The 20,159-nt window shown below is 52.4% G+C and carries 21 protein-coding genes; 9 read left to right on the top strand and 12 right to left on the bottom strand.

Annotated elements, in window-relative coordinates:
* Positions 1-19 precede the first annotated feature (19 nt).
* Entirely contained in the window at positions 20-898 is an 879-nt protein-coding gene (nadK, locus tag ACSZO4_RS05145) for an NAD(+) kinase (protein WP_437887790.1), read from the bottom strand.
* 122 nt (positions 899-1,020) lie between these two features.
* Here nadK and grpE point away from each other — a divergent pair, with 122 nt between their 5' ends.
* From grpE to ACSZO4_RS05125, 4 genes are all read left to right on the top strand, one after another.
* On the top strand, positions 1,021-1,614 hold the full coding sequence (grpE, locus tag ACSZO4_RS05140) for a nucleotide exchange factor GrpE (protein ID WP_437887788.1): 594 nt from the start codon (positions 1,021-1,023) through the stop codon (positions 1,612-1,614).
* 520 nt (positions 1,615-2,134) lie between these two features.
* Complete coding sequence (locus ACSZO4_RS05135) at positions 2,135-3,478, top strand: MFS transporter (protein ID WP_437887787.1); 1,344 nt, start codon at positions 2,135-2,137, stop codon at positions 3,476-3,478.
* A gap of 5 nt (positions 3,479-3,483) precedes the next feature.
* Positions 3,484-4,296, top strand: a complete 813-nt coding sequence (locus ACSZO4_RS05130) for a 6-phosphogluconolactonase (RefSeq protein WP_437887805.1) — start codon at positions 3,484-3,486, stop codon at positions 4,294-4,296.
* Positions 4,287-5,429 carry an N-acetylglucosamine-6-phosphate deacetylase gene (locus tag ACSZO4_RS05125; protein ID WP_437887785.1) on the top strand — a complete coding sequence of 381 codons (1,143 nt, stop codon included), beginning with the start codon at positions 4,287-4,289 and terminating at the stop codon, positions 5,427-5,429. The genes ACSZO4_RS05130 and ACSZO4_RS05125 overlap by 10 nt, the downstream gene beginning before the upstream one ends.
* A gap of 116 nt (positions 5,430-5,545) precedes the next feature.
* Here ACSZO4_RS05125 and ACSZO4_RS05120 read toward each other — a convergent pair whose 3' ends face one another.
* The 3 genes from ACSZO4_RS05120 to ACSZO4_RS05110 form a co-directional block, all read right to left on the bottom strand.
* Positions 5,546-6,547, bottom strand: a complete 1,002-nt coding sequence (locus ACSZO4_RS05120; protein WP_437887783.1) for a LacI family DNA-binding transcriptional regulator — start codon at positions 6,545-6,547, stop codon at positions 5,546-5,548.
* A gap of 150 nt (positions 6,548-6,697) precedes the next feature.
* Positions 6,698-7,984: an HlyC/CorC family transporter gene (locus tag ACSZO4_RS05115; RefSeq protein ID WP_437887804.1), complete on the bottom strand. Its 1,287-nt coding sequence runs from the start codon at positions 7,982-7,984 to the stop codon at positions 6,698-6,700.
* Positions 7,985-8,001: 17 nt separating this feature from the next.
* Positions 8,002-8,790 carry a cytochrome C assembly family protein gene (locus tag ACSZO4_RS05110; RefSeq protein WP_437887781.1) on the bottom strand — a complete coding sequence of 263 codons (789 nt, stop codon included), beginning with the start codon at positions 8,788-8,790 and terminating at the stop codon, positions 8,002-8,004.
* Positions 8,791-8,958: 168 nt separating this feature from the next.
* Between ACSZO4_RS05110 and ffh the strand changes: the two genes are divergently transcribed.
* From ffh to rplS, 5 genes are all read left to right on the top strand, one after another.
* Positions 8,959-10,320: a signal recognition particle protein gene (gene ffh / locus ACSZO4_RS05105; RefSeq protein ID WP_437887779.1), complete on the top strand. Its 1,362-nt coding sequence runs from the start codon at positions 8,959-8,961 to the stop codon at positions 10,318-10,320.
* Positions 10,321-10,573: 253 nt separating this feature from the next.
* The gene (rpsP, locus tag ACSZO4_RS05100; RefSeq protein ID WP_437433199.1) at positions 10,574-10,822 is read left to right on the top strand and encodes a 30S ribosomal protein S16; all 249 of its coding nucleotides are present in this window, start codon (positions 10,574-10,576) and stop codon (positions 10,820-10,822) included.
* 18 nt (positions 10,823-10,840) lie between these two features.
* Positions 10,841-11,389, top strand: coding sequence for a ribosome maturation factor RimM (gene rimM, locus ACSZO4_RS05095; protein ID WP_437887803.1), 549 nt, complete (start codon positions 10,841-10,843; stop codon positions 11,387-11,389).
* Between the two features lie 45 nt (positions 11,390-11,434).
* Entirely contained in the window at positions 11,435-12,202 is a 768-nt protein-coding gene (trmD, locus tag ACSZO4_RS05090; protein WP_437887777.1) for a tRNA (guanosine(37)-N1)-methyltransferase TrmD, read from the top strand.
* 40 nt (positions 12,203-12,242) lie between these two features.
* Positions 12,243-12,590: a 50S ribosomal protein L19 gene (gene rplS, locus ACSZO4_RS05085; RefSeq protein WP_006178051.1), complete on the top strand. Its 348-nt coding sequence runs from the start codon at positions 12,243-12,245 to the stop codon at positions 12,588-12,590.
* A 156-nt stretch (positions 12,591-12,746) separates the two neighbouring features.
* Here the strand turns inward: rplS and ACSZO4_RS05080 are convergent, their stop codons facing one another.
* The 8 genes from ACSZO4_RS05080 to ACSZO4_RS05045 form a co-directional block, all read right to left on the bottom strand.
* Positions 12,747-12,965, bottom strand: coding sequence for an ogr/Delta-like zinc finger family protein (locus tag ACSZO4_RS05080; RefSeq protein ID WP_437887776.1), 219 nt, complete (start codon positions 12,963-12,965; stop codon positions 12,747-12,749).
* 69 nt (positions 12,966-13,034) lie between these two features.
* Entirely contained in the window at positions 13,035-14,147 is a 1,113-nt protein-coding gene (locus ACSZO4_RS05075) for a phage late control D family protein (RefSeq protein WP_437887775.1), read from the bottom strand.
* Positions 14,144-14,629, bottom strand: coding sequence for a phage tail protein (locus tag ACSZO4_RS05070; protein ID WP_437887773.1), 486 nt, complete (start codon positions 14,627-14,629; stop codon positions 14,144-14,146). The genes ACSZO4_RS05075 and ACSZO4_RS05070 overlap by 4 nt, the downstream gene beginning before the upstream one ends.
* Positions 14,629-17,913, bottom strand: a complete 3,285-nt coding sequence (locus ACSZO4_RS05065; protein ID WP_437887771.1) for a phage tail tape measure protein — start codon at positions 17,911-17,913, stop codon at positions 14,629-14,631. Before ACSZO4_RS05065 ends, ACSZO4_RS05070 begins: the two co-directional genes overlap by 1 nt.
* The gene (locus ACSZO4_RS05060; RefSeq protein WP_193794174.1) at positions 17,906-18,025 is read right to left on the bottom strand and encodes a GpE family phage tail protein; all 120 of its coding nucleotides are present in this window, start codon (positions 18,023-18,025) and stop codon (positions 17,906-17,908) included. The genes ACSZO4_RS05065 and ACSZO4_RS05060 overlap by 8 nt, the downstream gene beginning before the upstream one ends.
* A 14-nt stretch (positions 18,026-18,039) precedes the next feature.
* On the bottom strand, positions 18,040-18,357 hold the full coding sequence (locus ACSZO4_RS05055) for a phage tail assembly protein (RefSeq protein ID WP_437887769.1): 318 nt from the start codon (positions 18,355-18,357) through the stop codon (positions 18,040-18,042).
* A gap of 58 nt (positions 18,358-18,415) precedes the next feature.
* A complete protein-coding gene (locus ACSZO4_RS05050; RefSeq protein WP_437887768.1) occupies positions 18,416-18,931 on the bottom strand; it encodes a phage major tail tube protein in 516 nt (171 codons plus the stop codon).
* 11 nt (positions 18,932-18,942) lie between these two features.
* Positions 18,943-20,115, bottom strand: coding sequence for a phage tail sheath protein (locus ACSZO4_RS05045; protein WP_437887766.1), 1,173 nt, complete (start codon positions 20,113-20,115; stop codon positions 18,943-18,945).
* Between the last annotated feature and the right edge of the window lie 44 nt (positions 20,116-20,159).

Here is a 20,159-nt window from a genome sequence, read left to right as displayed (position 1 = left end):
TAAAGCCCTGTATCCGGTTTCAGAATAATTTTTTTGACCAACCAAGTTTTGAGCTTAATGTATTGAAATAGCTATAGTCTTTTGGGTGGATAAGATTGAGGTGGTAATCGCAACGGCGAATCAATACATCTTCGCCTTCCTGAATCGGCAGCGCTATCTGGCTGTCGCAACTCACTTCCAGGTCGTTGCGGCGGTGTGAGAAGCGTAAGCGAATCGTGCTGCTGCTGTTGATAACCAGCGGCCGTGCCGTGAGCGTATGCGGGAACATCGGCACCAGCGTAATGGCGTCCAGAGAAGGTGTGAGGATGGGGCCACCGGCGGACAGCGAATAGGCGGTTGAGCCTGTGGGAGTCGAGATAATCAGGCCATCCGAACGCTGGGAGAAAGCGAAAACTTCATCAATATAGACTTCAAATTCTATCATATGGGCAACTTTACCCGGATGAAGCACGATTTCATTGATGGCGGTACTGATGCGTTTCTGGCAATCCTGCTGGCAGACCTGCACTTCCAGTAAAAAGCGCTTTTCGGCGATGTAATGGCCTTCCAGCACATCGGCAAGCTGCTGCTGGGCATTATCCGGGTCGAGATCGGTCAAAAAGCCGAGGTTGCCACGGTTAATACCAATGACTTTAATGTCGTAACGCGCAAGCGTACGGGCCGCCCCCAGCATGTTGCCATCGCCGCCAACGACGACGGCGAGGTCAGCCTGCTGGCCAATTTCCGCCAGCGTGCCGGTACGCACGGTGTTTAATTGCAGCTCTTGTGCAATCTGCTGTTCGACGATGACGTCATACCCTTTTGTACACAGCCAGCGATAAAGCATTTCATGTGTCGTAAGCGCAGTTGGATGGCGCGGATGACCGACAATCCCAATACACTTGAAATGATGAGCCATTTTCTGGTGGTCCTTGTGCCAAATGAATGATGACAATGTGCCGCGTTCCCTTGAAACCCGGAAACAGATCCCCATAATAAGCGAAGTTAGCGAGATGATTGCGAAAAAACGCGGAGAAATTCATGAGTAGTAAAGAACAGAAAACGCCTGACGGGCAAGCCCCGGAAGAAATTATCATGGATCAGCACGAGAACGTTGAGGCAGTTGAACCAGACGCTGGTGCTGAGCAGGTGGACTCGCGTGATGAGAAGATTGCCAACCTCGAAGCGCAACTGGCTGAAGCGCAGACTCGTGAACGTGATGGCGTTCTGCGTATTAAAGCCGAAATGGAAAACCTGCGTCGTCGTACCGAGCTTGACGTTGAAAAGGCGCATAAATTCGCGCTGGAGAAATTTGTCAACGAACTGCTGCCGGTTATCGATAGCCTGGAGCGCGCGCTGGAAGTGGCAGACAAAGACAATGCTGATATGGCCTCAATGGTCGAAGGTATTGAGCTGACGCTGAAATCCATGCTGGATGTGGTGAAGAAATTCGGCGTGGAAGTTATTGCTGATACCAACGTACCGCTGGATCCTAATGTGCATCAGGCCATTGCGATGGTTGAGTCTGAGGATGTTGCTGCGGGTAACGTACTGGGTGTGATGCAAAAAGGCTTCACGCTGAACGGTCGCACGATTCGTGCGGCAATGGTCACGGTCGCGAAAGCGAAGGGCTAATTCGTAAGTATTGATATAGTCGGAAGGCGTCGATGCTCATCCGGCCAACGGCCCGGTAGGAATTTCCGGGCCGTTATCGCAGAAATACCTGAAATTGTGTGCTGTTCCAGTGATATTTTCCTTCCCTTTTGATGCATGCTAATGCGTTTTAGACGCCCTCCCCGCAGGCCAGACTCTGACCGCTGAACTTGATTTATATCTTGCGTTGGATACTGAAGTCCCTCCGTGAAAAGGATCCCAGAAAAAGTCTCTCTTTTACTGTCTGGTGCAGAGCCAGTCAGTTCACCGGTCGATCCTCAAAAAATACGTTTTGAACAAAAAGATCGTCCTCCTTGATCTGATTTTGTGAGGTAACACGCCTTAATGATCGTTGCAGGGTTGACTTCAATTTCGTCACCCATGAGAATGAAATCGATCTCATAAGTTTGCATTAATTAAGTTTGATGTTTCTATTATTTTGTTTTAATTCATTAAGTTAAATATGGATATCATTTAAATCGTTTTCATAAAGGATGAGATAATGGTTAATAATCAAAGCATAATAGAACCGGCAGATACCCAATTACCCGCGAGCGAATCCGATGCCGATCGGCGAACTATCCGCAAAGTGGTGGTGGCAAGTGCGGTCGGTACGATTATTGAGTGGTTCGATTATTCGTTGTATGGCGCTGTAGCCGGACTGGTCATTAATAAACTTTTCTTTCCAGCACTTTCGCCAACGGCAGCGACGCTGGCGGCTTTTGCCACTTTTGCGGTCGGGTTTCTTTCCAGGCCACTGGGGGGGATGATTATTGCGCATATTGGCGATCGGTATGGCAGAAAACCCGCGCTGCTGTTTTCTATTATTTTAATGGGCAGCGCCACGGTAGCGCTGGGGTTGTTACCGACCTGGTATGATATTGGCATTATGGCATCGGTTCTGCTGGTGATACTACGTCTGCTGCAAGGGTTTGGTGCCGGAGCAGAACTCGCTGGCGCGCAAACTTTCGTTGCAGAGTATGTTCCGCAAAATTCCAGAGCTTTCTATACATCCTTGATCATGGCCTCGACGGGGATCGGGATCCTGTGCTCAAGCAGCGCATTTTTTATCGTCACGCAATTACCCGATGATGTATTCCTGAGCTGGGGATGGCGAGTTCCGTTTTTGATTTCCGCACTGCTGTTTGTGGTAGCAATTTATATTCGTAAAAATCTTGATGAGACGCCGGAATACGCTGAGGCTCAGGAGAAAAATGCAGAAAAAAGGGAAAAAAATCAGGTCCCTCTGGTTATTCTGCTGAAAAATAGCTGGCGGGAAGTACTGCTTGGCTTTTGTAGTCTGGCCGGGCATCTGGCGTATGGTTATGTGCTGAGCGTCTTTAGCTTGAGTTACATGGCTAACACGCTTGGGATGGCGAAGTCTGACGGCTTACTGGCGTTAATGATTGCTGTCACTGTAAATACCATTATGACCCCGATAATGGGACGACTGGCGGATAAATACGGTTTCACCACTATTTTTTCTTTCGGCGCGATTTTCCTCGGTCTTTTCGCATTCCCGTTTTTTGCCATGCTCGAATCGGGGAGCTTACTGATGATTATTCTGGCGATGAGTATCGCCTATGGTATCGGCCACGGCGCAACATCTGGCGCACAGGGTGCGTTCCTCACCCATCTTTTCCCTGCACGCTATCGCTTTTCCGGTATGGCGCTGTCGAGGGAGTTAAACAGCGTTATTTTTGCCGGAGCAACACCACTGATCGCGACTGCGCTTGTCTCCCTGGACGACGGGGAATCGACGCTGGTGTCTTTCTATCTGATTGCCTGCTGTACCTTAACGCTTGTTTCTGTGCAACTGGCCAGAAAATTAAGGAAAGCACAGTGACTTTCATGAAAAACGAGAAAAAGATGAACATCCGCAAAGATATCTATGAATATGATTTAACGATAAAAAGCTACTCCGATCGCATTCTGTTGGGGAGAAATGCCGCGCAGGATATTGCGAAGGCGTTAAGGCAACGTCTGGCGCAACAGTCTGAGGTGCGTATCATTTTTGCGGCAGCGCCCAGTCAGCAGGAAACACTGGATGAGTTACGGCGGATAGAGGGTATCGACTGGAAGCGCGTATCGGCATTTCATATGGACGAGTACATCGGCCTGTCGGCAGAGGCTCCGCAGCGTTTTGGCAACTGGTTGACTCACGTATTCTTCCGGCATCTGTCACTAAAAGAAGTTAACCTGATCGAGCCGGAGAAGGGCGTTGCTGCATGTATTGATGCCTACAGTAAGAAGCTGAGCGCAGCGCCGATCGATTTTGTCATTATGGGGATTGGCGTTAACGGACATCTTGCATTCAATGACCCGCCAGTCGCCGATCTTGCCGATCCATGTTCAGTCAAAGAAGTGAAACTTGATGCGCTATGTCGCCAGCAGCAGGTGGACGATAAATGTTTCACTCGTTTGCACGATGTACCGCAATTCGCCGTAACATTGACGATCCCACGTTTGCTTGACGCGGCGGAACTGTTTTGTCTGGTGCCGGGTGCGGCAAAGCGTGAGGCGGTGCGTCGCACGCTAACGGAAGAAGCTTCAAGCGCCTGTCCTGCTACAGCGTTAAGACGTCATCCACGCTGCTCTCTCTATCTTGATGAGCAATCGCTGCCTGAGGGCTTGTATAGCGGGAGTGAAGCACAATGTTTTTGACATTAACAGGTCGGCTACCGGCGTCTGGCGAAAGCGTTGCAGTTGACATTGCTGATGGAAAAATTACGGCTATCCGTCCTGGCCCACGGGACGAGACGTGGTGGATCTCGCCAGGGCTCATCGATCTTCAGGTTAACGGCTACGCCGGATGGGATATCAATGCTGATGATATCTCAACCAGTACGGTTATCTCCCTTGCGCAGGCGTTACTGAATGTGGGAGTGACGACCTTTATCCCGACGATCATCACGGGTTCGCAAGAGAGGATAATAAATACCCTACGGACTATTGCTCAGGCCAGACAAGAGGATGCAATGGCCAGGCATATGATCCCTTATGTTCATATTGAAGGGCCTGCCATTTCCCCGGAAGACGGACCGCGCGGCGCGCATCCAGAACGGTACGTGCGCCCGCCGGATCTTCAGGAATTTGCGCGATGGCAGGCCTGTAGTGGAAATTTGGTGGGGCTAATTACGTTGTCGCCACATTTCCCGGAATCTGTAGACTATATAGAAAATGTTACCCGCACTGGCGTTCAGATTTCGATTGGTCATACCCATAGTCACCACGAGGAGATCAAACTCGCGGTTGATGCCGGAGCGCGGCTGTCAACACATTTGGGTAATGGCATGCACGCCCACCTTGCCCGACATCCCAATTACCTCTGGTCGCAACTCGCTGAAGATCGTCTGGCTGCGATGTTTATTGCCGATGGTCACCATCTGCCGAGCGAAACGCTCCTCAGCATGCTGCGCGCGAAAGGCATTGGGCGCAGCGTACTGGTCTCGGATACTGCTGCATTAGGAGGCATGCCGCCTGGTGATTACACTAGCCCAATTGGCGGAAAAGTGACGCTTAGCGAAACAGGTCGTCTATCGATGAGTGGAACGTCATTTTTAGCTGGGGCCGCAAAGCCGCTCTCATGCGGTGTGGCTTACTGCGCGGCGCTACCGGGGATCTCGTTGTCTGACGCCCTGTCCATGGCAACGGTCAATGCCGGGCATTTTGTTGGTGGTAGGGGAAAAATGCAGGTAGGGGAGTGTGCTGATCTTATCCGTTTCTCATGGGATGACGAAAATAAAGACAATTTCGTCATCCGGGAAACATGGGGGCTGGGGCGAAGGCTTAAGTAAACCGCGCGCATTGGCAATGCTGGTTCGTTTAAGAATGAACAGCCAGTATGATCAACGCGTTTGCGAGTGGCTCTCACTCTATGAGGTTTGGGGAGTTGTCCCGTTCGCCTCCTGTACTACCGGTTGTCAATGCAGGGGGCGGTGCTATTTCGCAGGATCAACCTGGTATTCAGCAGATAGCGCACGTCACACATCTCTTTTTCTCGTAGCAAGTTGAGCAACAGTTTAACTGCGGTTTTCCCAGCATCACCATTGCGTGCGGAGATCGTCGTCAATGAAGGAAACAGATATTCGCCGATGACATCGTCGCAGCCAATAATGCTGAATTCCTGTGGAACCTTTATCCCCTGTTCCAGAAGCATTGCCATTAATCCTTGAGCGACAAGATCGTCAAATGCAATTGCGGCAGTCGTCTTCGGCGGAAAAAGCGTTGCTACCTGTCTACCCGCATCGTATGTCGAACGTGGCACTGAGACGGTATCTATTTTAATTCCGCAACGTAGGGCTTCAGCACAAGCCGCTTTGTTACGCTGCTGGTTCGACCATGAATTGATGGGGCCGTTAACATAGACAATATGTTGATGGCCATTTTCAACGAGATAGCGTACTGCTGCAGAAATTCCCTCAGTGGGATCGATCAGGATGCGCGGTAGTCCTTTAACATCCCGGTTAATCAGAACCACAGGACAGAGTTTCGCATTGTGCATAATTTGTTTATCAGTCATACGGGATGAAACCAGAATAATTCCTTCCACTTGACTGGCGAACTTACTGAACAGAATATTCTCTTTGCCAGGATTTTCATCGGCATCGCCAAGAAAAACGCTTAAGCCAGCGTCGTCGGCACAGAGCTGCGCTGCACGTATTATGGGAGGGAAAAAGGGGTTTTCAATATCCGGTACAATGATGGCAATATTGCCGTAGCGGCCAGTTCGTAAAGCCTTGGCGGCTTGATTTGAGCTGTAGCCTAATTTTTTCGCTGCATCAAAAACGCGCTGTACGGTCTCCTTTGTCAGCAACTCAGGATTATTAAATGCACGGGAAACCGTAGAACGGGAGACGTTAGCTGCTGCAGCAACCTGAGTAATGTTCGGCCGTTTTATCTTGTCCTTATTCATGTAGTGAACAATCCTGTAAGTCTTCTTTGGATAGGTACAGTAAAGAGTCTGGAAAGCCATGTAAATATGTAGCAAGCGTTATGTGAGCGCAGTATTGACAGTCATTTATTTTGATGAGAAACGCGTTCCACGGCAGAGTCTCAGCCTGCGTTATTCTTTCACGCTTTCTCGCAGTGGTTTTACCGGGGTAACCCGTACCTGCTTAATCATATTGTCCTGCACGTCGAGAATATCGATATCGTACTGTTCGATACGCACCCGGGTTCCTGCGGCCGGAATTTCTTCCAGTACTTCCAGTAAGATACCGTTAATGGTCCGGGCTTCCTCTTCCGGCAAGTGCCAGTTAAAGGCTTTGTTAAGCTCGCGAACGTTGGCGCTGCCTTCAATGATGACTGAACCGTCATTTTGCGGCGTCACCTCTTCGGCAAGCGAGGGGGACATTGATGTCGTGAAGTCTCCGACAATCTCTTCCAGGATATCTTCGACGGTAATCAGCCCCTGAATATCGCCGTATTCGTCGACCACCAGGCCCACTTTCTTTTTATTGCGCTGAAATTTCACTAACTGCACGCTGAGCGGCGTGCCCTCGGGGACGTAATAAATCTCGTCGGCCGCGCGCAGCATGACCTCTTTGGTGAACTCTTTCTTTTCCTGCATCAGACGCCAGGCTTCACGTACCCGCAGCATGCTGATAGCGTCATCAAGAGACCCTCGATAGAGGACAATGCGGCCATGCGGCGAGTGGGTGAGCTGGCGAACAATGGATTTCCAGTCGTCGTTGATATCGATGCCGACAATCTCATTACGCGGCACCATAATGTCATTCACGCTGACTTTTTCGAGATCGAGAATCGACAGCAACATATCCTGATTGCGACGTGAAATTTGCGAGCGGGATTCGTTCACGATGGTACGCAGCTCATCTTTGCTCAGTGCGCTGCTGATGACCACATCGGCTTTAATTCCCACCATCCGCATCAATATGCGCGTCACGCTATTTAACAGCCAGACCAGCGGCAACATGATGATTTGCAGAGGCGCGAGTAACACGCTGCTGGGAAAGGCGACTTTTTCCGGATAGAGAGCGGCAATGGTTTTGGGCAGGACTTCGGCAAAAACCAGTACCACAAAGGTCAGTACCCCTGTCGCAATCGCCACCCCGGCATTGCCATACAGCCGCATGCCGACAATGGTGCCAAGCGCCGAGGCGAGAATATTGACCAGGTTATTACCAATCAGCACCAGGCTAATAAGGCGGTCCGGCTTACGCAGTAACTTTTCAACGCGCCTCGCTCCGCGGTGCCCCTGTTTTGCCAGGTGACGCAGGCGATAGCGGTTGATGGTCATCATGCCGGTTTCAGACCCGGAGAAGTACGCCGAAATCACCACCATGATGATCAGGGTGACGATCAGCGTCGTGGTGGATATGTGTTCCAGGGGAAATTCCTTCTTGATTAACTCACAAGATGTTGCAGGACGCGGCTGCCAAAATAGGCCAGAGTCAAAAGCCCCGCACCTGCGACGTTAAACCAGACGACCCGACGACCGCGCCATCCTTCATGATAGTGGCCCCACAGCAGGACGATATAGACAAACCAGGCAATGATGGACAGCACGGCTTTGTCGATATTTTCCAGGCTGAAGAGATTTTTCAGGTAGAAGAGACCGGTACACAGGGTGAGCGTTAACAGTACGACGCCAACCTGGGTGATATGAAACATTTTACGCTCAATGCTCATTAATGGCGGCATTTCGCTGCTGAACGCCAGGCGTTTATTTTTCAACTGATAATCAATCCACGCCAGCTGTAACGCGTACATGGCGGCAATAATCAGTGTGGCATAGGAAAAGAGCGATAGCCCGATATGCACCATCATCCCTGGGCTGGCTTCCAGATGGGTGATGTATTCATTGGGAACAAAAATCGCAAAGGCGAGATTAATTAAGGCAAAGGTGTAGACAATCGGCAGCAGCAACCAGCCGCGATTTTTTGACGCCACAACGGTCATGACGGTACAAATCATCAGGCTGACCAGAGAACCTACGTTTAGCAGGCTTAAGTTTTGCCCACCGTCATCCGGGAACAGGCGTTCTTTCAGCGCAAAACCGTGGCACATCAGCGCAATGACTGCTGACAACATGGCCATACGCCGCCAGCCGCTATTTTTCTGGAGCAAACCGGGAATGATCAGCGCAAGACTGACAGAGTAACCAGCAAGAGCGAGCAGGGCGAAAACGGGCATAGTAGCGTCGACAGTTGACCGAAAGAGAAAGAAAAGCAGTATAGCCTTACGTGACGTTGGCTCCAACCGTTGCGTCACATACATCAAGAATGTCTTCATGTTATACTGCGGCAAATTTCTGTAATGCGTCGCTCTGGCGGCCCATCGTTTTACCTCAGGCGAGAGACAATGTTTGATAATTTAACCGATCGTTTATCGCAGACGCTGCGCAATATCAGCGGCCGCGGACGTCTCACTGAAGACAATATTAAAGACACGCTGCGCGAAGTGCGCATGGCCCTGCTGGAGGCGGATGTTGCGCTGCCTGTTGTCCGTGATTTTATCAACCGCGTAAAAGAGAAAGCGGTGGGTCACGATGTCAACAAGAGCCTGACGCCGGGCCAGGAGTTTATCAAAATCGTGCGCGGCGAACTGGTTGCGGCGATGGGCGAAGAGAACCAGGTGCTGAATCTGGCCGCGCAGCCGCCAGCGGTGGTGCTGATGGCGGGCTTGCAGGGTGCGGGTAAAACCACCAGCGTGGGTAAACTCGGGAAGTTCCTGCGCGAGAAGCACAAGAAAAAAGTCATGGTCGTTTCCGCTGACGTGTATCGCCCGGCGGCGATCAAACAGCTGGAAACCCTGGCGCAGCAGGTTGAGGTCGATTTCTTCCCGTCTGATGTTGCCCAAAAGCCGGTAGATATCGTCAATGCCGCGCTGAAAGAAGCCAAACTTAAGTTCTACGATGTGCTGCTGGTGGATACCGCCGGTCGTTTGCACGTCGATGAAGCGATGATGGACGAAATCAAACAGGTTCACGCCGCGATCAATCCGGTAGAAACCCTGTTTGTGGTCGATGCCATGACCGGTCAGGATGCCGCCAATACGGCAAAAGCGTTTAACGAAGCGCTGCCGCTGACGGGGGTGGTGCTGACCAAAGTCGACGGCGATGCCCGTGGCGGTGCAGCACTCTCTATTCGTCATATTACCGGTAAGCCGATCAAGTTCCTCGGCGTAGGCGAAAAGACCGAAGCGCTGGAGCCTTTCCACCCGGATCGTATTGCTTCTCGTATCCTCGGGATGGGCGATGTACTGTCGCTGATTGAAGATATCGAAAGCAAAGTCGACCGTGCTCAGGCTGAGAAGCTGGCTTCCAAACTGAAAAAAGGCGACGGCTTCGACCTGACCGATTTCCTCGAGCAGCTGCGCCAGATGAAAAATATGGGCGGCATGGCAAGTCTGATGGGCAAACTGCCGGGTATGGGGCAGATCCCGGATAACGTTAAATCGCAGATGGATGATAAAGTGCTGGTGCGGATGGAAGCCATCATCAACTCGATGACGCTGAAAGAGCGCGCGAAGCCGGAAATTATCAAAGGCTCCCGCAAACGCCGTATCGCCCAGGGCTGCGGCTTGCAGGTACAGGATGTAAACCGTCTGCTGAAACAGTTCGACGACATGCAGCGCATGATGAAGAAGATGAAGAAGGGCGGTATGGCTAAAATGATGCGGGGCATGAAAGGCATGATGCCCCCTGGTTTCCCCGGCCGCTGATCTAAAACGGCCTGGCTTATTTGCCATTTTGGCACCGGGGTGTGCTCGTTATCCTCACGTACTATGTGTACGCTCCGGTAACTGCGCGCATGCCGGCACCAAACTGTCAGCACCGCCGACGGCCTTCCACAGCAGAGTTATTAACTGCTGATTGCTTTTTTCCCAAAAATCAGTAAAATTTTCGGGCTTTTAATATGACACCGGGCTCCGTTCCTCGACGGGGCCTGGTGTTTTATTCACACAAGAGGATGTTATGGTAACTATTCGTTTAGCTCGTCACGGCGCTAAAAAGCGTCCGTTCTACCAGGTTGTTGTTACTGACAGCCGTAATGCACGCAACGGTCGCTTCATCGAGCGCGTTGGCTTCTTTAACCCGATCGCGTCTGAGAAAGAAGAAGGCACCCGCCTGGATCTGGATCGTATCGCTCACTGGGTTGGCCAGGGCGCTACCGTTTCTGATCGCGTAGCTACGCTGATCAAAGCAGCAAACAAAGCAGCTTAATCTGTCACGGTGGTCATGATGAGCAAGCAACACGCCGCGCAGAACCCGGTTAATCCGATTGTATTGGGTAAGCTTGGATCTACATACGGTATCCGTGGTTGGCTCAGAGTGTTTTCCTCCACCGAAGACGCCGAAAGCATTTTTGACTATCAGCCCTGGTTTATCCAGAAGGCGGGTCAGTGGCAGAGCATTGAGCTGGAAAGCTGGCGCTACCACAATCAGGATATCGTCATCAAACTGAAAGGTGTTGATGACCGCGATGCTGCGAATCTACTGACCAATTGTGAAATTGTCGTAGATACCACGCAGTTGCCTGTACTTGCAGAGGGTGACTACTACTGGAAAGACCTGATGGGCTGCCAGGTAGTGACCACTGAAGGTTATGGTCTGGGTAAAGTCATCGATATGATGGAAACCGGATCAAATGACGTACTCGTCATCAAGGCAAACCTGAAAGATGCATTTGGTATCAAGGAGCGGTTGGTTCCGTTCCTCGATGGGCAGGTTATCAAGAAAGTCGATCTCGCTACGCAAACCATTGTTGTAGATTGGGATCCTGGTTTTTAAACCTCCGGATATACGGTAAAAAGACGGCACTATGGGGATTGGCTTGTGTTTATAGGTATCGTTAGCCTGTTTCCAGAAATGTTTCGTGCGATTACCGACTACGGGGTAACTGGCCGGGCAGTAAAAAAAGGCCTGCTGAACATCCAGAGCTGGAGTCCACGCGATTTCGCTCATGACCGGCACCGTACCGTGGACGAACGTCCTTACGGCGGCGGACCGGGGATGTTAATGATGGTGCAACCTTTGCGGGATGCCATTCACGCAGCAAAAGACGCGGCGGGTGAAGGCGCGAAAGTGATTTATCTGTCACCTCAGGGACGCAAGCTTGATCAAGCGGGCGTCAGCGAACTGGCAACGAATCAAAAATTGATTCTGGTGTGTGGTCGCTATGAAGGGGTAGATGAGCGCGTAATTCAAACCGAAATAGATGAAGAATGGTCTATCGGAGATTACGTACTCAGTGGTGGTGAGTTACCGGCAATGACGCTGATTGACTCGGTTTCCCGGTTTATTCCAGGAGTACTGGGCCACGAAGCTTCGGCAACGGAAGATTCCTTTGCTGATGGGTTGCTGGATTGCCCGCACTATACCCGACCTGAAGTGTTAGAAGGGATGGAAGTACCGGCGGTATTGCTGTCGGGGAACCATGCTGAGATACGTCGCTGGCGCCTGAAACAGTCGCTGGGCCGCACCTGGCTTAGAAGACCTGAACTTCTGGAAAACCTGGCTCTGACTGAAGAGCAAGCAAGGTTGCTGGCGGAGTTCAAGACTGAACACGCAAAACAGCAACATAAACATGATGGGATGGCGTAAGCCCCCGAATATCAGTTTACCCAGGATAAGAGATTAAATTATGAGCAACATTATTAAGCAAATTGAACAAGAGCAGATGAAGCAGGACGTACCTTCCTTCCGTCCGGGTGATACCGTGGAAGTGAAAGTATGGGTTGTTGAAGGTTCCAAAAAACGTCTGCAGGCATTCGAGGGCGTGGTTATCGCTATTCGTAACCGCGGTCTGCACTCTGCATTCACTGTTCGTAAAATTTCCAACGGCGAAGGCGTTGAGCGTGTCTTCCAGACTCACTCTCCGGTAGTTGACAGCATTGCTGTTAAACGTCGTGGTGCTGTACGTAAAGCTAAACTGTACTACCTGCGTGAGCGCACTGGTAAGTCTGCTCGTATCAAAGAGCGTCTTAACTAAGATTCGCTTTCGCGACATCCAGAGTTATTGTGTAAAAACAAGGGGTTGGCTATGTGCCAGCCCCTTTTTTATTGCCTTACGTCCACCAATTGACCACCGAAAATGTGGACAGTGGACAGTGTGGACATTAAAAAACCCGCTTTCGCGGGTCTTTGTTCAGAATGCCATATGTGTTTGTCCATCGCCTCCCGGATGAGGCGGGGCAGCATTGACGAGCGTTGGCGTGGTGATCGACCTGACAAACGATTCATGTGTGACAAACGTATGTCCACACTCGACGTTCTGGCACTGGCAATAGCGCTCGGTGGTCTGATTGGTCACCTTAAACGAAGACCTGGTGTGCGCGGCGTTTCCACATAGCGGGCAATCAATCATGACAGGTCTCTCCGGTTTGCATTTTTGAGAAGTTTAACTTTTAATCTTGCAAAATTAAACTAATTCGTTTCATTCCATATCCAGATCTGAAATTTTTACTTCCAGTTCCAGCGCTGTCGTGAAGCCATTGTCTTTATTCAGCGTATTGGTCACTGTCGTGATAATCCATTCAGCCCCGTCAATAGGGGGTTTAAATCCGGTCACCCGGATAGGTAATTCCGGGTACAAATCTTCCCGCCCCATTGCCAGAGTGATAGAGAATGACGCCACGCCGCGCTGTATACGTGACCAGTTCGTTTTAGCTGCCCGTTCGGCGTTGGCTTTGTTAGCGTAGGTACGACTGAGAACCAGCACGTTTTCATCGCTACCCACAAGGTACTCCCCCTGTTTTGCCTCAGGGGTTTTGGTCGGGGTTGTGGCTTTTTTACGCCGCCTCCGTTTGACCTTCACTGTTTTCTTAACTTTGGCCTCGCGTGTATGCAGCCAGGATGCAACAACGCCGGTGTAGGCACTACGGTCAACGATACTGAACCGGTGCTGGTCACCGGAGCTGCGCTCGATGATTGCAACGGCTGGCGGCTTGCTGGCATTTCTCCCCAGCCCTAAACCGTTTCCCTGGCGCAGGAACATCAGCTCACCAAATTTCACCGTGGCGATAGCACCATACAATTTCGCCAGGCGCGCCAGAAATGAGCCGTCTGATTCGTTTGTCTGGTCGATATGGTCCACGTCCAGCGCGCTCATTTCATTACTGGAGGCGGCCTTGAGTTTATGGCGCCCCGCGATTTCTTTGATGACCTCACCGATGGTTGTTTTATGCCAGGATTTTTCACGTTTGATATTCAGGGTTTCCCTGAAATCTGCGCTTCGGGCACGCACGTTAATGCGGTCGGGCGCGCCGGAGTGTTCGATTTCATCCACGGTAAACTCGCCTTTAATGACAAGCGGAGAGCCTTTCCAGCCCAGCGCCAGCCAGAGAACAGCCCCTCTGTTTGGTAACTCCATCATCCCGTCTGCATCATCCAGTTCAAGATCAAGCAGGTCAGCCTCAAATCCGCGGTTGTCAGTGTGCGTCAGCGATATCAGCCTGGCGGCTAAGTCCTGCGTGATGTCCTTACTGTTGACCCGGATGCGAAAATCCGGGACGACTTCAGTACCGGCAAACATGGTCATTTCTGTCATGGCAGAATACTCCCGGCTTGCTGAATCACTGATTTCGCCGCTGCGATGGCGTTATCTTTCACCTGCGCGAGCTGGCCCGATAGATCACCCAGCATCTGGATGATTGACTCATCCATACGCGTGAGCTTGACGGAAAACTCAATTTTTCTTGGCGAGCCATCACTGAAAAATTCCTGGTCTGTTTTGTTGATTTCAGTAATGACATACATGCCGTAAATCACACCATCCCCACGGATCAGAGGCCACCCTTTGCCGGTTGCCGCCATCACCTCTAACGCCAGGAGAGATATTTTTCCACCCGTCAGTGATGGCATCAGTACACCAGAAAGGGTTATGCCGTCTGAATCCGGCCCCAGATACTGCAACGTTGGGCGCAGGCCAACGCGGCTGTTACTGGCGTGTCGCCATTGCTGTTGCTGCTGCAATTGCTGATATGGGATGGTTTTCAGCGTAAACACGAAAAAGCCCAGAATCATCATCATTACTCGATATCTCCCGTATCTGCATATCGACTGCGGTTGCGGACACCTTCGCGGCGATGGAGCACCTCCAGCTCCCTCATCACTTTTTTAACCAGGTCATCGGTGCTCTGCCCGGGTTGCTGGGTGATGTGGAATATTGGTTGTAGCGGTGACGGAGCATTAACCACGGGGTCGCGGCTGTTCCTGGCTGAAACTGAATCCTGCCGGTACTCACTGACAGGCAGGCTGTATGGGTGCAACGGTTTTGCCGCCACTGGCTGGGCCAGGCTCCCCATCGCCAGCATTGTTGCTGCTGCAATGGCGGCGCTGCGGTTTCGCGGACCTGTCTCATCATTTTGCTGACGGGGTATGATGACGGGCGCGACCTCATTACGTGGCGCCGCCTGGATAGTTAACCGGGCCATAGACGTGCGCGCCAGCACGTCGCGGGGTGACTCTCCCAGATTTCCGTAGGCCATCGCGGTTGCCGCAGCCAGCGCAGCAGTTTTTTTGCGGCTGGTGATATTGGCTGGCCCGTTGACCAGTTCGGGTCCATATTCGCCCACAATGCCCATAGAACCTGACGGGATGTAACCGCCGTTGTCATGAACCGACAGTGGTGTAATTGGATCCGTGTAGTTGTTATACGTTCTCTTGCCTGGTGTGATTACTCCGTAATTGCTGTATGCGCCTGACTCCGTAGCTGTTACCTTCCGGCTCCCAGTGATTTCATTTGCCGTGGGTAGTTTTTTTGACTCATCTTGCACTAACCCCATTTTTTTTAATAACCAATCCACACCTGATTTCAGTGACTCCAGCGGGTTGAGCACGATGTTCAAGCCATCAGCCAATAACTTGCCGAAGCTGCGGCCCATCGCTCCAGCTTTATCGAGTTCGTCTGCCGTTGAATGAACAGGTGTAAGCAGATCACGAAACCAGCCGATCAGTGCCTGAACCTTGTCACCTATCCACTGGAAAACAGGCTGGAGCGGGGCAAAAGCTTCCTGTATTGGAGCGGCTGCGGCCTTGAACCCTTCAACCACACCCGCCAGAAATGCGCTGATTGGCTCCCAGTATTTCCAAACGACCAGGGCCACTGCGGCCAGGGCCGCGACAACCAGACCAATCGGACTCAGGAGAAACCCCAGCACCGTTGATATCCCCATTAACGCAATGCGCAGCACCGCGACGGGGCCGGACGCCAGAAAGGCCAGCACACGGCCAACCATGCCCAGGAGGCTACGACCGGCAGCTAACGGATTCATGATCATGCTAATCGCAGAGGATATTCCGGACATTGCACCACGGAACAGCGCGGCGGGCGCACTGGCAATCGTACTCAGGGCGTTACCGGCTACCCCGGCAGTTGCCCGGAGTGCCGTCAGTGGCGCGGTTAGCAGTCCGGTGCTGGCGCCTGCACCGCGCATCCCACTGCGTAAGAGATTGAGAGGGGCCGACCCCAGCCATGACAAGATACTCCCCGTCCGGCTTGCCGCAGCGCCCAACATCGGTAACGTTCTGATGCCCAGAATACTCATGCTCAGGCGGGCCAGTGCCAGCGGCCCCAACACAGCGGCAACCGCCATGCCGAGCGTACCGACCACAACCAGTAACGCTGCTGCGGCGGCAACGCATTTCATGAGTGTGCCAGCCAGTTCCGGGTTAGCCTCGACCCAGCGACGGATTGAGCCGGTGACCTTTTTTATCATGTTCATGATATCCATCAGCGGTTCCCTGAGTGTTTCACCCAGGCTGCTCATGGTGTTTTGAGTACCAGCCTTTACCAGCATCCATTGTGCTGAGAGCGAATCCGCGTTGATATCGGACTCTTTTTGCATCGATCCTTCAGCGGCCTTTCCTTTGACTAAAGCAAGCTGTTTGTACAGCTCGCCCATATTGTTTGCCAGTTTGCCAGCATCATCACCGAACTCCTTGCCAAACAGCTGCGTCAGGACGTTCATTTGCTTGCTATCAGGCAGTTTTTTAACCATCTCCAGCACCTTGATGATGGTTCCCATGGAGTCTTTCGCCATGGCTTTTTCGAGCTTCTCCGGCTTCAGTTTCAGCGCGTCCATACCATCCATAAACCGATTGGACTGCATACTGGCAATGGACAGTTCGCGCACCATGGCATTTGCGGCGCTGGCAGCCACTTCCGGTGCTGCACCCAGGGTCAGGAAAGTCGAACCCAGCGCAGCGGCTTTTCTAAAGTCGAGCTTGTCAGCCACACCGCCCATGCGCTGCATGACGTTAATGATGTCAGACCCCTTTGACATCGCATTATCATCAAGGTAGTTGATCACATCCCCGAGCTGCTCGATGTTTTTGGTCGGGACTTTGTAGAGGCTGGCAATTTTGCCGAGGTCTTCAGCCAGTTGATCGGCGGGTAACTCAAATGCTGTTGCAGCTTTTGCGGATACTGACGCAAAGTTAAGTAAGTTTGATTTGAGTTCGTCCCACGATTTAGCATCGCTCCCGATACCCATACGTGCGCCACCTTCAACCAGCGCAGCAAAATCAACAGCGCCATTTTGCATCGGCAATTTTTCAGCCGCTGCTTTGATTTCCTTCTGCATTTCATAGAATTTTTCGGTTCGTTTTCCATCACCATCACGAAGACCGTTAACCTGTTTTGCTACGCCTTTCATGGCATCTTCGAAATTAGCATAGTCACTCACGGCCGCCACGACGGGCGCGCCCACGGCCACCCCTGTTGCAGTGGTCGCCGCTGATGCCCCGGCGATTTTGTCCCTGGTCTCCATGGTTTTACTGTACTGCGCGCGGGCGTTGGATAACCGGCGCTGTTGTTCACCCGCGCGTTTGAGTCGGCCCTCCTGCTCTGCCAGTTCCGTATTCAGCTTTGCCGTTTGCGTCCTGATTTGTTCAGTTGCGCCAGCCGCGTCTTTCGACGAAATACCCACACGGTCAAGCTCAGTGCGCAGGGTACTGAGTTGCTGAGTCTCCCGCTGTTGCTGCGCTTCCAGACGTGAAACAGCCCGCCACTGGTCTTCAACGGCTTTGGTTTGCTTCTTCGTGGGGTTTTCCATGCCGGAAAGTTCACGTGTCATCAGTTGGGCGCGCAGACGTGCCGATTCCAGTTCACTATCGAGGCGGCGTATTGACTCCGCGACGGGGCCGATGCTTTTCACTTTTGCACCAGCAGCATCCAGGGCTTTCAGTTGTTCACGGGAATTTTTGACGGCGGCCGCCAGCTCCTGAGTGCTGGCGCGCGCCTCTTTGAATGGACGGGTCAGTTTGTCGACCGCGTTTAAAACTACCTGTAACCGGAGATTACGATCACTCATCTGATGCCCCGCTACGTAAAATCGCCTTATGCCGCCACTCCAGCAACTCAGTGAGCGACATCACATCGGTAACGGGTGGCGTCCAGTGAAAGATGGTGGCGATGTCTGCCACCAGGTCCTCTATTGTCAGGCTGTCGGGGAATCGGCAATCACCGATTTCTTCAACAAAAAATAGACCACCTCAACGGACAGACTCAGGAGGTCAGCCGGATCCATTTCATTGATTTCCTGCTGGGTCAGGGCAGGGGTTGTGACACGGGGCAGAACCACCATCATGGCGTTAACGTCCATATCCATCAGTGCCTGGAGGCGGGTTCCACGCAATGCACCGGATTGCGGCTTGCGTACAACAATGCTGGTAATAGTGGTTTTACCACGCAGGATCGGGGTATCCAGTTCCACGGTTTTTTCGGTTGATACTGGTGCAGCTGTTTCGTCTTTCATTTTTATTTCCGTTCAGTTAAATGGGCTTCAGGCGGTGCGGCGAACCGCACCGGAATAATCAGAGACCGATGGCGTCACGGTGCGCTTCCAGCATGTCCACGCCGTTGATAATTTCGACCATGTTCACCAGGTCAACCTCGTAGCAAACCTCACCGTTGATGGTCAGTTTTGCGTAACTGCCGGTGATACTCACTTTCGTGGTGTTGCTCTCGCCGGTTTTCCATTCGCCGGAGTCAAGCTCTTTGTAACGCCCGCGAACCACCAGTTCGACGGCCTGCACTTCGCCGGTATCGTCACGCTGAATGGAGCCGGTGAATCGCAGTTGGATCCCGTCAACGGTTGCGATGCCCATCTGCCTGAACAGCAGTGCTTCAGCACCACCGATGGTAAATTCCGTATCCAGTGCGCCGTCATCCAGACCCAGATCGATATCCACCGCCCCCGGCATCCCGCCACCGCGCCATTTCTCAAACTTGCGGGTGAATTTTGGCAACGTCACAGACTCGACAACCCCAACAAAATTGTTGCCGTCGTTGAACAGATTCAGGTGTTTCAGTTTGCGTGGTAACGCCATTTTTTATCTCCTTACGCGCTGACCTGGCTTGCGAAGTCAACCAGATACTGGTCAGTGATACGCTGGCGCAACATCAGGTTTTCCAGCGGCGGGACGGGGGTATAGTCGTAGTCAATGGTGAGCTTGCCCGCCTTGAGGGTGTCTTTGTCATTCACGGACTCATCCAGCCAGGCATCAGCACCCAGGATGTAACCCTGGCCTTTGAGGCTGCGGAACTTCGCACGAATACCCTCGATAATGTCGCGGGCCAGAGACGGATTCAGCGGCTTATCCACGGCCCACATATGGGCCTCTGCGATGGTGTCAGCCAGTACCTGGGCGGTGCGGGTGTAGTTCTCAAACTGAAAGAGCGCATCGTCACTCAGGCTGCGTGAACCCCAGAAGCGGAAGCCATCCTGCCGGATCAGCGTGGTGATATCGTTCTGGTTCAACAAACCAGCGTCAGTTGCCGGGTCCTGCAAATCCCAGAACACGTCGGCAGAAATTCCGGTAACACCATTGACCGCGACGTTAGACAGGGTTTTGTGCCAGCCCGTGTCGTTGTCGATTTTGGCGCGCAGGCCGAGTGCACGGGCGGTGGCATACGCCGTGGCATCAGCCTGTAACACCGTGTCGAAATTGATAAAGTCAGGCCAGATGAGCATCCCTTCGCGCTGCCCAAAGTTGGCGCGGTAGGCGATGGCCTCCTGCACGGTTTTACAGCCGTATGCTGACAGATACGCAAAGCCGCGCAGGCTCTGCGCCACGCTCAGTAACTCGCTGGCAACAGCCTGATTATCGTGACCGGGTACGCCAAGAATGCGGGGTTTCACACCGCAGATCGCTTTGGCAGCCAACAAAGCTTTCATGCCGGTGCGCTTACCTTCTGCGGTGACCCCGCCGATGATGTTAGTCGTCGTTTCGGCTTCGGTTTCGCCCTGGGCCACACGGACCACGACGGTGACGGGTTTTGCCTGGTCGGCAATAGCATCCAGCGAGCGGGCCAGTGTGCCGGACTCGCCTGCTTTGCCGCTGGCGGTCAGCACATCGGTCAGCAGAACGGGGGTGTTTAACGGAAAAGTAGATACATCGGCGTCGTCTGCGGTGCAGACCATACCGACAATTGCGGTGCTGACTGTTGTGATTGAGCGCGTACCGTCGTTGATTTCCTCAACGCGGACGCCGTGATGATAATCCTGCGCCATAAAGCGAATCTCCACATGTGGGTGTGCTCCGCTATGGTGTAAGG

The sequence above is a fragment of the Phytobacter sp. V91 genome (genome assembly GCF_965644225.1).
Taxonomy (GTDB): domain Bacteria; phylum Pseudomonadota; class Gammaproteobacteria; order Enterobacterales; family Enterobacteriaceae; genus CBFFRJ01.
Note: the sequence above shows the minus strand (reverse complement) of the source record. Positions and strands in the feature narration are given on the sequence as shown.

What these genes read in the sequence shown, in the direction of transcription:
- nadK (WP_437887790.1), bottom strand. Translation starts at nt 898, where the DNA reads ATGGCTCATCATTTCAAGTGTATTGGGATTGTCGGTCATCCGCGCCAT.
- grpE (WP_437887788.1), top strand. Translation starts at nt 1,021, where the DNA reads ATGAGTAGTAAAGAACAGAAAACGCCTGACGGGCAAGCCCCGGAAGAA.
- ACSZO4_RS05135 (WP_437887787.1), top strand. Translation starts at nt 2,135, where the DNA reads ATGGTTAATAATCAAAGCATAATAGAACCGGCAGATACCCAATTACCC.
- ACSZO4_RS05130 (WP_437887805.1), top strand. Translation starts at nt 3,484, where the DNA reads ATGAAAAACGAGAAAAAGATGAACATCCGCAAAGATATCTATGAATAT.
- ACSZO4_RS05125 (WP_437887785.1), top strand. Translation starts at nt 4,287, where the DNA reads ATGTTTTTGACATTAACAGGTCGGCTACCGGCGTCTGGCGAAAGCGTT.
- ACSZO4_RS05120 (WP_437887783.1), bottom strand. Translation starts at nt 6,547, where the DNA reads ATGAATAAGGACAAGATAAAACGGCCGAACATTACTCAGGTTGCTGCA.
- ACSZO4_RS05110 (WP_437887781.1), bottom strand. Translation starts at nt 8,790, where the DNA reads ATGCCCGTTTTCGCCCTGCTCGCTCTTGCTGGTTACTCTGTCAGTCTT.
- ffh (WP_437887779.1), top strand. Translation starts at nt 8,959, where the DNA reads ATGTTTGATAATTTAACCGATCGTTTATCGCAGACGCTGCGCAATATC.
- rpsP (WP_437433199.1), top strand. Translation starts at nt 10,574, where the DNA reads ATGGTAACTATTCGTTTAGCTCGTCACGGCGCTAAAAAGCGTCCGTTC.
- rimM (WP_437887803.1), top strand. Translation starts at nt 10,841, where the DNA reads ATGAGCAAGCAACACGCCGCGCAGAACCCGGTTAATCCGATTGTATTG.
- rplS (WP_006178051.1), top strand. Translation starts at nt 12,243, where the DNA reads ATGAGCAACATTATTAAGCAAATTGAACAAGAGCAGATGAAGCAGGAC.
- ACSZO4_RS05080 (WP_437887776.1), bottom strand. Translation starts at nt 12,965, where the DNA reads ATGATTGATTGCCCGCTATGTGGAAACGCCGCGCACACCAGGTCTTCG.
- ACSZO4_RS05075 (WP_437887775.1), bottom strand. Translation starts at nt 14,147, where the DNA reads ATGACAGAAATGACCATGTTTGCCGGTACTGAAGTCGTCCCGGATTTT.
- ACSZO4_RS05070 (WP_437887773.1), bottom strand. Translation starts at nt 14,629, where the DNA reads ATGATGATGATTCTGGGCTTTTTCGTGTTTACGCTGAAAACCATCCCA.
- ACSZO4_RS05065 (WP_437887771.1), bottom strand. Translation starts at nt 17,913, where the DNA reads ATGAGTGATCGTAATCTCCGGTTACAGGTAGTTTTAAACGCGGTCGAC.
- ACSZO4_RS05055 (WP_437887769.1), bottom strand. Translation starts at nt 18,357, where the DNA reads ATGAAAGACGAAACAGCTGCACCAGTATCAACCGAAAAAACCGTGGAA.
- ACSZO4_RS05050 (WP_437887768.1), bottom strand. Translation starts at nt 18,931, where the DNA reads ATGGCGTTACCACGCAAACTGAAACACCTGAATCTGTTCAACGACGGC.
- ACSZO4_RS05045 (WP_437887766.1), bottom strand. Translation starts at nt 20,115, where the DNA reads ATGGCGCAGGATTATCATCACGGCGTCCGCGTTGAGGAAATCAACGAC.